Annotated in this window: 11 protein-coding genes and 1 pseudogene; all 12 read right to left on the bottom strand. The window is 52.2% G+C overall.

What is annotated here, in order from left to right; all coding sequences use genetic code 11:
- A pseudogene (locus HMPREF9473_RS27610) lies at window positions 1–315 on the bottom strand (hypothetical protein); the annotation flags it as partial.
- 21 nt (window positions 316–336) lie between these two features.
- Window positions 337–1,095 (bottom strand): signal peptidase I, encoded by a 759-nt coding sequence (gene lepB, locus HMPREF9473_RS08190; RefSeq protein ID WP_006779611.1) that lies wholly within the window; start codon window positions 1,093–1,095, stop codon window positions 337–339.
- Window positions 1,096–1,466: 371 nt separating this feature from the next.
- On the bottom strand, window positions 1,467–2,339 hold the full coding sequence (locus HMPREF9473_RS08185; protein WP_006779610.1) for a tyrosine-type recombinase/integrase: 873 nt from the start codon (window positions 2,337–2,339) through the stop codon (window positions 1,467–1,469).
- A 149-nt stretch (window positions 2,340–2,488) separates the two neighbouring features.
- The gene (locus tag HMPREF9473_RS08180) at window positions 2,489–2,683 is read right to left on the bottom strand and encodes a helix-turn-helix domain-containing protein (RefSeq protein WP_006779534.1); all 195 of its coding nucleotides are present in this window, start codon (window positions 2,681–2,683) and stop codon (window positions 2,489–2,491) included.
- A 38-nt stretch (window positions 2,684–2,721) separates the two neighbouring features.
- Entirely contained in the window at window positions 2,722–3,426 is a 705-nt protein-coding gene (locus tag HMPREF9473_RS08175; protein ID WP_006779609.1) for a hypothetical protein, read from the bottom strand.
- 57 nt (window positions 3,427–3,483) lie between these two features.
- Window positions 3,484–4,173: a hypothetical protein gene (locus HMPREF9473_RS08170; RefSeq protein WP_006779608.1), complete on the bottom strand. Its 690-nt coding sequence runs from the start codon at window positions 4,171–4,173 to the stop codon at window positions 3,484–3,486.
- Between the two features lie 16 nt (window positions 4,174–4,189).
- A complete protein-coding gene (locus HMPREF9473_RS26095; protein ID WP_006779607.1) occupies window positions 4,190–4,795 on the bottom strand; it encodes a hypothetical protein in 606 nt (201 codons plus the stop codon).
- Between the two features lie 43 nt (window positions 4,796–4,838).
- Window positions 4,839–5,384, bottom strand: a complete 546-nt coding sequence (locus tag HMPREF9473_RS08160; RefSeq protein ID WP_006779606.1) for a hypothetical protein — start codon at window positions 5,382–5,384, stop codon at window positions 4,839–4,841.
- Between the two features lie 47 nt (window positions 5,385–5,431).
- Entirely contained in the window at window positions 5,432–6,025 is a 594-nt protein-coding gene (locus HMPREF9473_RS08155; RefSeq protein WP_006779605.1) for a hypothetical protein, read from the bottom strand.
- Window positions 6,026–6,028: 3 nt separating this feature from the next.
- On the bottom strand, window positions 6,029–14,632 hold the full coding sequence (locus HMPREF9473_RS08150; protein ID WP_006779604.1) for a hypothetical protein: 8,604 nt from the start codon (window positions 14,630–14,632) through the stop codon (window positions 6,029–6,031).
- Between the two features lie 60 nt (window positions 14,633–14,692).
- Window positions 14,693–15,457 (bottom strand): signal peptidase I, encoded by a 765-nt coding sequence (gene lepB / locus HMPREF9473_RS08145; RefSeq protein ID WP_006779603.1) that lies wholly within the window; start codon window positions 15,455–15,457, stop codon window positions 14,693–14,695.
- A 417-nt stretch (window positions 15,458–15,874) separates the two neighbouring features.
- On the bottom strand, window positions 15,875–16,142 hold a 268-nt coding region (locus HMPREF9473_RS08140), incomplete at its 5' end, for a tyrosine-type recombinase/integrase (protein ID WP_006779602.1).

Below are 16,142 nucleotides of genomic sequence, written 5' to 3'. Positions count from 1 at the left end.
GTTTCCATCAAAAGTTCCGGTGAACGGCTCCAGGTTACTCCCGATGGACTCTTTAAGCCACCCAAGCTCCAGATCCGCTTCCAGCCGGTACCTTCCATTCAGATTGTACTCTTCGCTCTCCCTGTCCAGCAGATACTGCTCCAGCTCCTCCTCCGTATAGATCAGCACGGTCTCCCGGCTCTTGGCACGGGCCGTCCCCATGCTGTGGATTCCGTAGCCGGCCGCTGCTGCCGCCAGGACACAGATGATTCCCATGATCAGGACATTCTGCCGCCTTATCCCCTTCGATTTCGTATGTAATCTAAAATGGCTCATATTCCGTACTCCTCCAACCCTTTATCTTCCTGCTCTGATTATCAGAATCACTTTTCCCAGCACATCCTCCTCCGGGACCGTGCCGATCCGGCTGTCACGGCTGTCCACCGATACCGCCCGGTTATCTCCCAGCACCAGGTACTGCCCGTCCATCACGGTCTGCGGCGCACCTGTCTGCTCCTCTTCCTCTCTCTCCGTGTCCGACAGAGTTACATACTGCCCCGCCGCCTGCTCCCCGTTGACTGTCACACGGCTTCCCGATGGATTTATCTCCACCCAGTCCCCCGGAAGGCCCGCCACCCGCTTGACCAGACTCTCCCCGTTTTTCTCAAACACCACCACGTCATCCCGATGGATTCCCTTTTCCATCCGGCGGTACACAATCACGTCCCCATGGTTCAGGTAAGGATACATCGACATCCCCGACACCCTGTCGATTCCTATCACAAAGCCAAACAGCCAGCCGGCACACAGTACGACGGACAGCAGACTGAGTATCAGCTTCACATTTCTGCGCCTTCTTCTCGCAAAATACCGCCGCATTTCCACCCGGATACGGCCCCGCATCTGCTTTTCCAGCTTCCTGCTCCGCTCCGCCTTCCCATTTCCGGCCCCATCCACTTCCAGGGCCTTCACAATCTCCCAGAGATAACAGATTATCTGCCCTTCCTCAAAACCTCCGAAACGGACCGTGCGGAAATGGGAGCCCTTTTTCTCTTTTTTCCCCGGACTGTTCCGCTGCTGTCTGCGGGATTTTCCCCTGCTTTCCACCGTTTCCACGGACTGGCACCTCTCTTCACTCTGTAATAACTGTTATGAGGTAATGCAGAACACGCCGGGCTGCCAAAATCCGGTTTTCGGCAAGTCCCGTCATACAAATCACACATATATCACGCACAGCTGACACGGCCACAACCGATTCATGGCACGCCAAACAGGCAGTCCAGACCTGATACGCCTGACCGCCGTTCCTCTGCACCCGCAACCACATAATTATGCGAACTTTCTGCCGCATTTTGCATTTTTTTCCATTTCAAACCTTGCAATTTTTACGAAAGCGGGTATAATAGACTATATCGTGAGGACAGAACGCCTCACATCTTGATATTTGATACCGCATAACAGTTATTATGGGGTATTATTTTTTTGCCCTAAAATGAACCTAGCACCATCTTCATCCGCGACATCTGCTTCCTGGGCTGTTCTTCCGTTGCCATGGTGTAAATCCTGGTGGTGGCGATATTGGAATGTCCCAGCAGGTCCATCAGCCGCACCACATCTTTTTCAATGCTGTAAAAAATTCTGGCAAACAGATGCCTGAAATTATGGGGAAATACCTTTGCCGTATCCACCCCGGCATCCCGCCCCAGCTGTTTCATTCTCTTGCTGATATTGCTTCTATCCATCAGCTTTCCACTTCTTGTGATGAAAATGCTTCCGCCTTTGATTCCCACCTTCCGGCAATATCTCTTCAACACCGCCACCAATTCCGCCGGCAGCAGGGCAATCCTGGATTTCCCCTTGTTATAAATATCTGCCCGCCCGGTTTCCAGGGCTTCTACCGTGATAAACCGAAGCTCGCTGATTCGGATTCCGGTGCTGCCAATAGTTTGCAGCAGCATACTCATCCGGATATCCCCCTGCCGCTCCGCCGTATGCACCAGCCTGGCATAATCCTTCTCCGTCAGTTCCTTTTTCTTATCGCTGAACTGGACACGCTGGATTTTAAACAGCTTGACCTTACAATCCAGGCAGCCTATATAATCAAAAAAACTGTTAATGGCCGCCAGCATGGAATTGACGCTGGTTGTCTTGTAGCGCTCATTGAGATACTGCTTATACTCCAAAACCAACTCCTTATCAAATCCCCTCTCCCCAGTCGATTGCACATATTCCCCAAATTTTCTCACATCCCGAAGATATTTCTCCACCGTGGCGCGGCTTCTCTCTTCCTCTCTTAAATATTGTTTAAACCTGTCAAGGATCTCCTCTGTCACAAGTTTCACATTTTTGCGTTCCTTCATTATTAAAAAAATCCCCCTTTGCTTTTGTATGATAGTTCTATCTTATACAATTCAGGGGATTTTTTCAATATGATACTGTATCATTTTAGCGCAACGACCGAATCGGTCGTTACAGTGATATTCACCGCAGGCTCCGCGGGTATTGTCTTTTATCCCTTGATTCCAAGCGTCTCCGCGATACGCTCCTTGGTCCGCTCACACTGGTTGCGGCCGTAGATAATGTCGCTGACGGTGGAGTTGGCGATGCCTAGGCGTCTGGCTAATTCCTGCTGGGGGATGTCCTGTTCTACCATTGCGATTTTCATCTTCTTGCCAAATGGGGTGCATGGGATTCTGGTTGCCATATTGTTTCCTCCTTTTTTTGTCAGATTTCCTGTGGTATCTATGGTGCCGTTGTTGTTACCATGAAGGTTGGTGTCACTGCAAATTTGTCCTGGTGATTCCAGCCGGTCTGGGTCAGTCCATATACCTTCAGATTCATTACGGTTCCGTTCACACCGGACTTCGCGTCAATTTTCCCCTTGTTACTGTTCAGCATATACTTGTAGTTGTCAGCTGCCGCTTTCTCCTCCAGCCAAAAGCCCGTATCGCCTGTGCCTGGTTTGACTCCTGCCACACTCACAGTGGCATCTTTCACCGCCAGCATGACGCTGTGGGCTGTTGCAAGGCCCTCTTTGGTGGTTACCAGGCTCATATCCGTCACTCCGCCCGTATATGGATTACCGTCTTTATCCTTATTCACGCCCACAGCTGAGATATAAACATATACCGGGACAGCAGAATTGTTGATAATCTTATACTCTTTCGACTGCTTTTCGCCAACCTGGGTTGTGATATTACTCTCCGTATATGTGGTCGGGTCAATATTAAATCCGGCTCGTAACGGCAGGGTTACGCTCAGTGATGTCGCATCAATCTGACCAATTAATTCTGACACGGAATCTCCTCCATCATTAGTTACCTGTGTCCCATTCATCACCGCATCTGACGGTTCTACTGCCAGTTCCGCATATCCGGTCATGCTTCCTGCCACCGTCATTCCCATTGCCAGCATCAGGGCCGTCATCTGTTTCTTACTCTTCCTCATATCTTCTTTCCTCCTGCATCCTTTTTTGTCTCTTGCTTTTATTTAAACCAGCCGCGCCTAATTGGCACGTACTGCGCTGATTTTCAGCGTCGGTTTCACCGTGAACCGGTATTCCCCGTAGAAATCCGCCATGGCTTTCCCGTAGAGCTGCAGCCCCGCGCTTTCTCCCGCCTTTAAGTCCGTGATACGGATGCCGCTTTTTCCCGGGTAAATGGCGTACTGCTCGAAATCGGCTTCATTTTCATAGGTCATCCCCGCCCTTCCCAGTACCAGGATGGCGCTTCCATAGTCCTTGACAGCCGATATCTTATCCACCAGCCGGAAACTCTGCTCCGGCCCTCCCGGAAAGGTTCCGCTGAACACCGTATCCCCGTCTTCCATCTTGGCCACCTCGGAAATCTCCAGGCGGACCGGAACCACGGAGTGGTTCTCCACTTTTAAAATACTGGCGTCCGGACACAGAATCTGTCCCCCCGGGTTCTCCCTCACATCAAAAGGGGCCTCCGGATTCATCTGAAATTCAAACCCGTCCGACGGCATGGTCACGGAAATCAGGGAGACATCCACCGTCCCAAGCAGTTCTGTCTTCACCGCATGTTCCGTTTCCGTCATTGGAAATGTCACCGCTTCGGACTCTGCCGGAGCCGGCAAAGGGCCGGAGGCATGGGCTGTTCGCGGATTCCCGCTCCCGAGAACCACCACGGCCGCCGCCATCATCACCGCCGCCTTTTTTATCTTTCTCTTCAATGCCCTTTCCCTCCTCTCACTCCTGCAGAGTCAATTTTATCTGCGCGCCTGCCTGGCCGATATAGGCCTCGTCCTCTTCCCGGTAAGCGTAGAATCTGGCTGTGCACTGGTACTCTCCCGGCGGCAGGGATACCTTCAGGGGAGCCGATTCCACATAGTTTCCCGGTGGGATGGCCCCTGTCTCATAGATTTTCTCCCCGGTGTCGTCTCTCCAGATCTCCACCCGGATCAGTTTCCCCTGATTCGACGGGTTCTCAATCATCCAGTTGATATCCCTGTCGGCGCCGCTTATTCTTCCAAAGGGGGTCGCGTTGATGGACATGGCAAGCATCCCCTCCTCCACGACGGAATCCAGTTCCCGCTGCATTTCCTCCATGGATTTCCCGGGAATGTCCCCTTCCACAATGTTGGCCTCGTACACCAGCCCCTCCGGCTTTGCCGCCGCCCGGCTTCCCTGGATATAGAAATACACAGCCGCCGCCAGCGCTGCCAGTAAAAGCAGAAGCAGCACCATTATCACCATCAGCGGCCTCCGGCTTGGGACTCCGGGCTCCACTGCCGTCCTCTGCTTTGGCCTGTCCCTTCCGCGGCCTTTTCCGCGATGCTCATGTTGTCCTTCCATGTCTTGATTCCTTTCTGTTTCCTTCTGTCTTTTGTCCCCTCTGTCAGTTCTGCACATACAGGGTAATCTGGGCCCCGCCCCTGCCGATGTAGGCGTTGTCGCTGATCCGGTAGGCGTCAAAATTGGCGATGCAGCGGTATTCCCCTGCCGGAAGTTCCACATCTAGAGGTGTGCTCTCAATATACTGCTCCGGGTCCAGGTAGCCGGATTTGTAAATTTCCTCGCCGGTATCTTCCCTGATGATGGTCACGGTAAACCGGTTCCCGTTGTCTGGCGGGTTCTCAATCATTAGGTTGGCCTCCGATTTCCCATCTCTCATCATCGGGGTTGCGTTGATGGTGAAGGTCAGCATGCCTTCCCGGACAATGGCGTCCAGCTCCGCCTGTTTTCCCTCCTGGTTGGTCAATGTACCGCTCTGGACCCGCCCCTCCGGTTCCAGCGGGGAGACGGAAGGAACTGGACGGCTTTGGGTGTAGACCACATATCCCGCACTTCCTGTTACCACCAGACAGATCATGATAGCCAGGAGAACTACCACGGTATTCATGTGATTTTTTCTTCCCCGGCGGCTGGTCTTTTCTTCTGTCATTCCACTGCTTCTCCTTGTCTGTCTTACTCTTGCTTGTTTTCCATGTCTCAGCCGGACAGCCCGGTCACGACACGGATGGTCAGCTCCAGGGTCATGCTGCCGGATGGCTCTTTGTCCTGGAACAGCTCAATGTTGGCCAGGACCGGGTACTCCCCGGCTTCCAGGGTAGTGTTCAGCTTTACACTCTCCACGTAGTTTCCCGGGTCCACCCGCCGGGTGCCGCCGATGTGCTTTCCGGTGGATTTTAGATAGAGATTGATGCGGGAGCTGCACTCATTTCCTTCCGGGTTTTCAAATTCGATGTTGCATTCACGGCTTCCTGACTCTATGGTGGGGAACTGGTTTAAGACTATCTGGTATTCACCGGGTGGGATTGGGCCCGTTGCTCCATGCAGGACTCCGTTCTCCGCTCTCCGGTCCGGCAGGATGTCAATCTGTGCCTGGATTGGGGCCGGGAAACCGCAGCGGAGTGTATAGAGAATGACCAGCAGGCTTGCCACTGCTATGGGGATTAGATACCGGAGGGGACGTTCCAGGTCTCCGTATTTCTTTCTACTTCGGCTCTTGTTTCTGCTTTGGCTCTTGTTTCCGCTTTGGCTCTTATTTTCGCTTCGGCTTCTCTTCGTTTCTATACCCTTCACCTCCTACTCTTCGATTACTTTCACCGCAGCGACGTCATCGTTCGATATGCTGAATTGGTAGGTGATATGAAAACCGAACTTCTGCTGGGGGCCGATATGCAGCATGCTGTGGTCGATAAAGTAGCGGTATCCCAGGCTCTGGTTCCAGGCGATATCTGCTTTCATCCAGGTTCCTGGTACATCCACGCCTAACGAAGGTGTGTAATACAGTTTCTTCGTTCCCAGATTCCCGGTATCCGACGCGGTTTTCGGCCCGGTGATGCCCAGCTTGATTCCCTGGCTGGTCAGGGCTTTGGTATCGTCAATCGTGACACTACTGGCGATTGGCTTCAGCTCCACATCCATTCTGGTATTGTCCGAAGCCAGGCCTCCCACATGGATGGCCTCCACACTGCTGACCGTGAACTGAACCGGATACTCATTGCCGTTGTTTATCACCAGGTCATCTGCATAGGCGGTCGTGGTGACTCCGGGCTCCATGGTGATGTAGACCGGGGTTTTCATGGTGACAGACAGTGTCTTGCCGGTCACGGCCTTTACCTTGATTCTCACCTCATACCGGGTGATGCCTGACGAACCTCCACTGCCGTTCTTCACTGCCAGATCCAAAAGCAGTATCCTGTCATAGGGATATATGTATGCCGCTCCGTTTGCCACCCGCAGGCCCTGGGTGCTTCCCGATGTCTGGAAGGTATTCAGAGCTGTCGTCGGATCTGTCAGAGAGGATGCCAGGGAAGCCAGGTCGCTGTTTCCCACATTGACCGACAGATACTCATGGGAGCTGTCCGTTCCGTATATATGGAAGTTATCCCCGACGGTGCTGCTGGCTGTGAGGTGAAATGCCGGCTGGTTCTCTCCGTCATTCACCCGTTTTTCCTGGTGGATGGCCCGGAACAGGATGCCATCCGGCGGCACACCGCCATCCCATACGCCTATGGAGCTGTTTAAGGTGGCTCCGTTTTTCGTGACTTCCGCCGGATTCACCGTGACACTCAGGACAACCGGCTTGTCAAAGGTGGGATATCCCCTGGTGCTCTCCGCCGTAAGCGAGGTATACCAGACACGGCTGTCCCCCTGCCGCTCACTGCCATCCAGTGTATTTAAACTGTCCGCCTGTGCCTGGGTCTTTTCCAATGCTTTGACTTTGCTTTTATCTCCCAGCGTATTGTTGTCGGCATAGCATTCCGCCATCGCAGCCACCGGATTTCCTATGGAATAGGTGGCTCCGGCTTCTCCTCCCGGCTTCGTGGCTGTCAGGGTGTTTCCTGCCGCGTAACAGTTCTTGACCGTACCGCCGCTTGGGACACTGCTGGCAATCCCTGATGCACTGAAAGCTGATGATGTCGCCACCGTTCCCGTACTTAAGATTCTGGAATCCATGGTATAGCAGTCCTGAATCCTGGAGGTACTCTCCATACCACCGGTAATTCCGCCGGCCACTCCTCCATTAACTCCGCCCGCATGAATCTCAGCGTTTCTGCTGTAACACCTGGATATCACCGTTCCGGTTCCCATCATCCGGCCGGCAATGCTTCCCGCCGACATAACACTTCCGTCACTGGCCGACTCTATGACGGTATCCACCATGCCGATATTAGATATATTGGCCGTGCCAGTCAGCTGTCCGAACAGTCCCGGACGGTCAAAGCCGGCTGGTTTTATGTGCATGTTCTGAATTTCATACACCCGGTCATGGCCAGCTCCAAAGGTTCCGCCGTATCCCTTTGTCTCATCAGTTCCGTTATATACGCCGATAGGTATCCACGGTATGGGGGCGCCGGAGCTGCCTCCGTAAGCAGTTCCCACCAGACTGATATCCGTGGTCAGGTTTCCATACCAGTTCTGGTTGGCGGTATCGCTGTTGACCATGCAGGCAAACCAGCTCAATGCCTCCGGTGTGGAAATCTGGTATGGGGAACCGGCGCTTCCGTCACCGGCTGTCGGTTTCTTATTTTTTATAAGCCCCCACTCAATTCCCTGTCCAATTATTCCCCAGTCACCGGCCGGGGCCAGCACTCCGAAATCTGGATACTGTCCTTCGGTGTATTTCCACGGGCCTGTCATACTCTGTTCATTTAAGGCATAGGCAGTGGGCCAGGATTTTATAATTTCTTCTTCCAGCCCTACCGTATTGCTGTCATTGGCAGCAGCGCCCTGCAGGCCAGTTTGAAAATAGCTGTTGTTAATGACAACAGCAGCCGGATTTGTACCAGCAATTGCATGGACCTTGGACTCGGCTATGACAGCTCCGGCATTATAACAGTTTGATATTTTACCGCAATCGCCGCGCCCTACAATACCACCGTATCCGTCTGTCCCATGATCGGTTCCTATCTGGGTTACTGTTCCCAGATTATAGCAGTTTTGTATTTCTATCGCCCCTTGATGTGTCGTTCCAATGATTCCGCCACCTTCCCGGTAGCCAGATACTGCTCCTTTGTTCACACAGTTTTTCACATACAGTCGTGCAGATGCATTAAACCCTGCTCCGACAATTCCTCCTGTGTTACAGGCAACGAAGCCGTTCTGAAGCACCGCTTTGATATCCGCTGCATTATAACAATTTTCAATTAATACGGTGCCGCCATTGCTTGCGCCAAGAATCGCACCAACGCGGTTTGTCCCTGTGACACTGCCAGATATGATTTTTACATTTCGAATCGTGGCAGAGTTTGCTCCACCGAAAAGACCAGTGTAATACACTCCTCCTATCACATAGAGATTTTTGATTTCACAATTTCCTCCGTCAAAAATCCCCCTGTAGGACAAAGTCTCTTTCATCGAGGTATTTGACGGGTCATTTCCGATGGGAACCCATTTAAGACAGTTGCTGAAATCACTGTCTACGGAAGATTCCTTGGTATACCCCAATCCGGCCAGGTCTATATTGGATGTCAACACTGCTTCCGATGTCCTGTAATTGGTATTGTCCGTGTTCACCTTATAAGCGAGCCAGGCCAGCTGCTCCGGGTTTTGGATTTGATATGGGGTGGTACTTCCATTGCCGGACGGCTTTTCAATATCTTTGATGAGGCCGTATTCCATCGCTTCCCCTACCTGCTCCCAGCTTTCTGCGGGTGGCAGGCCTGTGGTGCTTAAGACTGGATAGGCACTGTCCTTATCGTAAGTCCAGGAGAGGCCTGTGGTCTGCTTGAAACTGCCTCCGTTCAGCCGCCAGGCGGCTCCCCAGGTTCCAAGGGCTTCTGGCTTTACTGTCAGACAGTTCCCGATGTCTCCGTACTTATGAGTTTCATCTACCAGGCAGTCCCTGATATCATCGGCACTGCCTGAATACATGCCGATAATAGAGCCTGCACTACTGCTGTCCATGAACGCTGACACCGTTCCGGCATTCCAGCATCCGGTTACAGTTATTGCCCCAGGATTCGATACCGCAATGATTCCACCTACCACACTATTACCTGTCACAGTCCCACTGTTCATGCAGTTTCGAATGGTCACCTGCCCAGCAGTGGTGCCCGGTACGCCGCCGATGATTCCGCCCACTACCGCTCCTGCTGATACACTGATATTCCCTTCGTTATAACATCCATCCAGAATCAGGTCTCCTGTCGTACCATCCATCATACCAACACAACTTCCAATATATGAGCCTGTTACGCTTAAACTCCCCTTATTTCCACACTCGGTTATCTCAACGCCTATTCCTTTCACATATCCTGCAATTCCCCCTCCTATCGCGCTTGACACGTTTATCTGGCTGTCCAAAATGCCGGTTTTCCTGATGGCGGCATTGTCGCCCAAGGTGCCAAAGAGGCCCTGCTTGTCCGTGTCTGATGCCCGCATGGCAGTAATGGTATGATAGTTTCCATTGAAGGTTCCTGTATACCGTTTTCCATCCACATCACTGCCGATTGGTACCCACCGAAGCGCCTTTTCAAGACCGGCCGATGAATCGTCTGGGTTATAAGCATTTTCTCCGTTGTAGAAGGAGCCATACAGGTTGATATTGCTCCTCAGTTCCCCGCATAAGCTGGTGCGTCCTTCCACATTAACCTGATAGGCAAACCAGGCTAAGTCCTCCGGGGATTTTACCAGGTAGGGATTTCCTTCGGCTCCCGGTGTGATGGAGCTGTATGGGTAACGGCTGGAAGGTTCCGAAACTGTTTTTCCTACATCCTCCCAGCTGGTATAGACAGCGGGCGCTCCGCTGAAGGAGGGGTACCCGTTGTTTCTGTCATCGCTCCGTATCCAGGAATTATTTCCAGTATTCAACAAGGTAAGAACCGCATCACTTTTCATCTCCGTGGTAGTTTTGGAGTTGACATTCATCAAATCGGGACTTCCCTGGCTTACCGGATTCAGCGATTGAGCACTGCTGGCCTGATTGTCCCAGCAGCTATACGAAATCGCTCCATCGTTCCCGTCACCGGAATAATATCCGGCAAGCGCCCCCACAGTTCCGGAACTCGTACGAAGACCACCAGCCGCATAACTATTACTTATCACATTTGAATAACCACGATTAAGGGTACCCATGGACTGTCCAATGATGGCCCCTGTATAACTGCTGTGCCCGGAGACAGACGCCCGGCTGTAACACGACTCGATGTAGATCGGCCCATCCCCAGCCAAATTTTTTATAATTCCCGCCAGTGCCGCGGTTCCGGAATCTCCACCAGCAGCTGGCTCAGTGGTTGTTACCGAACAGCTGGTATCCAGCCCCACTAATGTTAACTTTGCTCCGCTTCCCACATAGCCAAACAGTCCGCCGACACCGGCCTGCTCCACTCTCATGTTGGCAATCACGCTGGGCCCTGTAAAGGTTCCCTGGTAGACATTATCCGCTGTACCTATTGGCGTCCATCGGATAGGGGCATCGGGGATTCCGCCATACTTGCGTCCCATTAAGTCTATGTTTGCAGTGAGTTTTGCGCCTGCTGTTGTCTTGGTACCGGCATTCACATCATAGGCAAACAGGGCCAGCTTTTCGGGAGTGTCAATCAGATATCCTGTGGAATCCGTTGACGCTTCATCTGCTGTGATAAGGCCATCCCGAATCCCCTGGGCTATGACGCTCCAACTGAGAGCCGGGTCCAGGGTTCCAAAACCTGGATATTCTCCCTCTGTGTATTTCCATGCGCCTTCCATCTTTTCACCATTTAATTTATAGGCGAGAGCCCAGGATTTCATAACTTTTTCTTCCAGCCCCACCGTGTTGCTGCCATTGGCAACAGCGCCCTGAAAACCTGTTTGAAAATAGCTGTTATTAATGACAAATCTTCCCTGAGTTAAACCACCGGAAATTGCATGGACGTTGGTACTGCCTATGACAGCTCCGGCATTATAACAGTTTGATGTTTTACCGCGCTCGCCCATCCCTACGATACCACCGTATCCGTATGTCCCATGATTGGTTCCACTCTGGGTTACTGTTCCCAGATTATAGCAGTTTTGTATTTCTATCACACCTCTAAATGCCGTTCCAATGATTCCGCCAACTTCCCGGTAGCCGGATATTGCTCCTTCATTAACACAGTTTTTCACATACAGTTGTGCGGCATCATTAAACCCTGCTCCGACAATTCCGCCTGTATTACAGGCAGTGCCACCACTCCGAAGCACCGCTTTGACATTTGCTGCATTATAACAATTTTCAATTAATACGGTACCGCTATTGCTTGCGCCAAGAATCCCACCAACGCGGTCTGTTCCCTGAACACTGCCTGATATGATTTTAACATTTCGAATCGTGGCAGAGTTTGCTGTGCCGAAAAAACCAGCGTGATACGCTCCTCCTATAATATAGAGGTTTTTGATTTCACAATTTCCTCCATCAAAAATCCCCCGGTAGGACAATGTTGTTATCATAGAGTTATTTGATGGGTCATTTCCGATGGGAATCCATTTAAGGCAGTTACTGAAATCACTGTTTACGGAAGGTTCTTTGGTATACCCCAATCCGGCTAGGTCTATATCATCTGTCAATAATGCTTTCGCTGTCCTGTAATTGGTATTGTCCGTGTTCACCTTGTAGGCGAACCAGGCCAGGGCTTCTGGGCTTCCAATCAGATAATATCCATCCGCATTCTTCTCCGGTTTCAGGGATTCCAGACTGCTGCCTGCCGTGTCCACTCTTTTTCCCACTTCACTCCAATCAGCCGGCACTGGTTCGTCTTCTACAGCCAGCTGGCTGACTGGGGCAAATATTTTCGTAACATTTGAGATGGTGGCTTTAAATGTGACCGCGGGTACTCCTGATGTCTCTCCGGTATCCAGAACTGGTTCTTCAACAGCCGTGCTCTCCTGAGTTTCTGTATCTGGTTCGCTGGTACTGGCTGTCCCAGCATCCGCCGTTCCCGTGTCTGATTCTCCAGTACCTGTCTCCCCTCCTGCAAGCGCCTGCTGTAAAACAGGAACTTCATGAGGCGTCATAACAGCCCCATTCGTCCCCATACCATCTTCCTTCTCCCAAAGGATTTCCGCCCCGTCAATTTCTGCCGGAAGGAGAATATCGCTGTCCGACAGCGCATCAAGAAGGGTGGTTCCCTCCGGGAGGATGAGTGCGATGGCAGACGCCCTGGAATATATTTCGGCTATCCCGCCTTCCTTTTGGGAAAATGCTTCCAGCTGGGGATATGCCTGGTTTGTAGTATGCCACCTTCCCGGAACCTGCGCATCCTCACCTGTCATTTGGATGGTATCCAGACCTCTTAAACAAAATTCTGGTTCCTCTCCCTCCAAATCGGCCTCTGACGCCGTCTCTGTCTCGTTCTCTATCTCCGCTTCCGCTGTCTCACCTGATATCTGAATGATATCCTCTGTGTCAACACAGGCCATCTGCCGGTCATAGACACAGCCACTAAGCTGGCCGTCGCCCTCCGCGGTAAATGCGCCCCGGGATGTCCCGGATGCCCCAACGGATATGCTGGAATAGCAGTTCTCGATTCTTCCTTCATTGACAGCTGCAAAACCTCCTGTTATGTCATCTCCGTTTACCGTGCCTGTGACATAGCTGTTCTCCGTTTTCGTTTCTCCACCTAGAATTCCTGCCAAGCCGCCAGTGTAGGTAACAATGTCCTCCAACTCTGAGTTGATATCTACCATGGCGAAGCTGTCCTGAATCTGTGTGTCCCCGGCCGTCTGGGCGATGAGACCGCCAACGCTCACCTGGTCTGCCGTAATTAGTATGTAAATATCTCCGTATGGATTTCCAATATATTCTATTTCTTCCTCATCTGCATTCCCGGTATCTTCACCGCTGGCATTCTGGCTCTCTTCAAATGTCTCCTCCGCATCTGGAGGGGTGGCGTTGGAAGGTGTGGCGTCGGGGATAACGGCCGTATCGGCATCTATCACAGCCGATACTTTCATCATCAGATAATCCCGTTCATTCGCCCGGTACCCTATCGTCTCCGGTTCCAACATATTTTTCGCTGTCCGTGTCAGCCCTGACTCCGGTTGGGCTGTTTTATGCCATGCCATCTCCGACTGGCCTGCCTCTGGCTGCGCCGTTTCTGGCGGGTCTGTTTCTGGATTGGCTGTCTCCGGCTGCGTTGCCTCTGGCCGCTCTGACTCTGTCTGTGTCGTCTCCGATTGATCTGCCTCTGGCTGCGTCGTCTCTGGCCGCCCTGTCTCCGGCTGCGTTGCCTGTGTTCCTCCACCGGCACTGTCTGTGGCCGGCTGACTGCCGCCAGAACCAGCATTTTCCGTACCTGATTCGCTGCTCTCCTGGATAACCGGGTTCGTTTCTCCCTCACCGCTTCCAATCGATGGTGACGTCTCCTGCTCACTTTCCTGTGTCGATGAGCCAGGTCCGGCATCTTCTGTGGAAGCCGGGATATTCTCACCGCTTGTCGATTCTACCTGTGAATCTGTTTCCACACCGGGCCCAGCATCTGTCTCACGACCTGCATCACTATCACTGCTCTCTCCGCCAGATGCCCCATTACCGCCCGCTTCCATTCCTGGTCCGGCCTCCTGTGCGCCGCTGCCACTCACCTCCGTGCTGGTATTTCCCTCCTCCGGTATGGACGGCACCCTCTCCATACCAGGACCTCTCAGCTCCTCTGCTTCCGCCGGGCTGGCTTTTGCCACGAGAAACTCCGTTTCCACCGGACTGGCCGTCAGAATCGTTCCTCCCATTCCGCAGTTTTGAATTCTGGAATCAATCACATAAGCTGCCAGTGCCCCATAGCCATCTACATAATGGCTTCCATCATAATAAACAGCCGGCTGTCCAATCTCCGCTTCACTCAGAAACAGATTCTCTATCTCCGCATCTTCCACCACTCCAAACAGCGGTCTCCCAAGGCCGCTTATCACATAACCATTCCCATCCATTTTCCCGGTAAACGGCTCCACATTTGTCCCGATGGAATCTTCCAGCCAGCTTAAGTCCAAATCCCCGGCCAGCCGATACCTGCCGTTCAGATTGTAATCCTCACTTTCCGTATCCACCAGATACCGCTCAAACATTTCCTCCGTATCAATGACCACGGTCTCCCTGCTCTTGGCGCTGGCGGTTCCGATGCTGTGGGCCGCATATCCAATTCCGCCCACAGTGAGAATGCAGGCCAGCCCTATCAGCCAATACCCCAGCCGGTCCTTCCCCTTCGTTTTTGTATGCAATCTAAAATGGCTCATCTTGTACTCCTCCAACCTTTATCCTTCCATACCTGAATCTTTTCTATCTCACACCATCATTTATCGTTCTGCCCTGGCAATCCATATGACCCTGCCAAGTATCTCTTCCTCCGCCACCGTTCCGATATCACTGTCACGGCTGTCGATAGATTCCCTCCGGTTATCCCCCAGCACCAGGTACTGGCCGTTCATCACCGTCAGCTCTGTTCCCAGCCGGTCCTCCGTCTCCATCTGTTCCGTGTCTGCCAGTATCACATAGCTTTCCCTGATCTGGGTTCCATTGACTACCACACGGCTCCCGGACGCATTCATCCTGACCGTATCTCCCGGAAGTCCGGCAATCCGCTTCACCATGCACTCCCCGTCCCGCTCAAATACCACCACGTCATCCCGGCCAAGTCCCTTCCTGATGCGGTTGTAGACAATCCAGTCGCCGTCATTTAAGTAGGGATACATTGACGTCCCGGTCACCCGGTCGACTCCAATCAGGAACATAAACATTCCCGCCAGACTCAGTGTGACCGCAAGGATACCAGCAATCATCCGGATGGTTCTGTGTCGTCGTCTTGCGAAATACCGCCGCATTTCGACGCGGACACGGCCGCGCATCTGTTTCTCCAGCTTCCGAAGCCGGTCTGCACCGGCGGTACCTGCGGCCTGTCCTGCTTCTATGGATTTGACAATCTCCCAGAGACAGCAGATGACCTGCCCCTCCTCGAAGCCGCCGAAACAGACCGTGCGGAAATGGGTCGCCTGCCTGCCTTGTTTCTCCCGGCTTTTCCGATGACTTTTTCGGGATTTTCCTTTGCTTTCGGCCGTTTCCACGGACTGGCACCTCTCTTTACTCTGTAATTGGTATTATAGGGTTTAAGGAATCGCCCCATTGAGAGAACCTAGAAAATTTCAGATATCCTTGCTGAGATTTTGACTGATTTTTTGATAAACTACGTTGAAACGGGAAATGTTTCCGGCCTAGAAATACCGGTTCTTACGGTTCCTGGCACGCCAAACAGGCCGTCAGACTCCCAAAAGTCCGGCCGCCGGTACCTATACCCGCTGAAGCATATTTTTGCGTTCCTCCCGCCGTAAAATACAATTTTTTCCAACTCAAACCTTGCAATTTTTACGAAAGTGGGTATAATAGACTATATTACGAAGGTTGATACCTTCTGTTAGATGTTTTAGATACCGCATAATACCAATTATGGGGTATTTTTTATTTTTATGCTGTGACAGCCGCTGTCAGCCAAGCACCAGCCGCATCCGCGACATCTGCCTTCTGGGCTGTTCCTCTGTGCTCATGGTGTAAATCCGCGTCGTGTTGATACTGGAATGCCCCAGCAAATCCATCAGCCGGACCACGTCCTTTTCTATCCGATAAAAAGTCCTTGCAAACAAGTGACGGAAATTGTGGGGAAATACCTTTCTCTCATCCACCCCCGCCTCCCGGCTCATCTCCTTCATTTTCTTATTAATATTGCTCCGGTCCATCGGTTTTCCATTTCTCGTG

Source organism: Hungatella hathewayi WAL-18680, assembly GCF_000235505.1.
GTDB lineage: Bacteria > Bacillota > Clostridia > Lachnospirales > Lachnospiraceae > Hungatella_A > Hungatella_A hathewayi_A.
The sequence above is the reverse complement of the archived record's forward strand: the minus strand, read 5'-3'. Positions and strand labels throughout refer to the sequence as shown.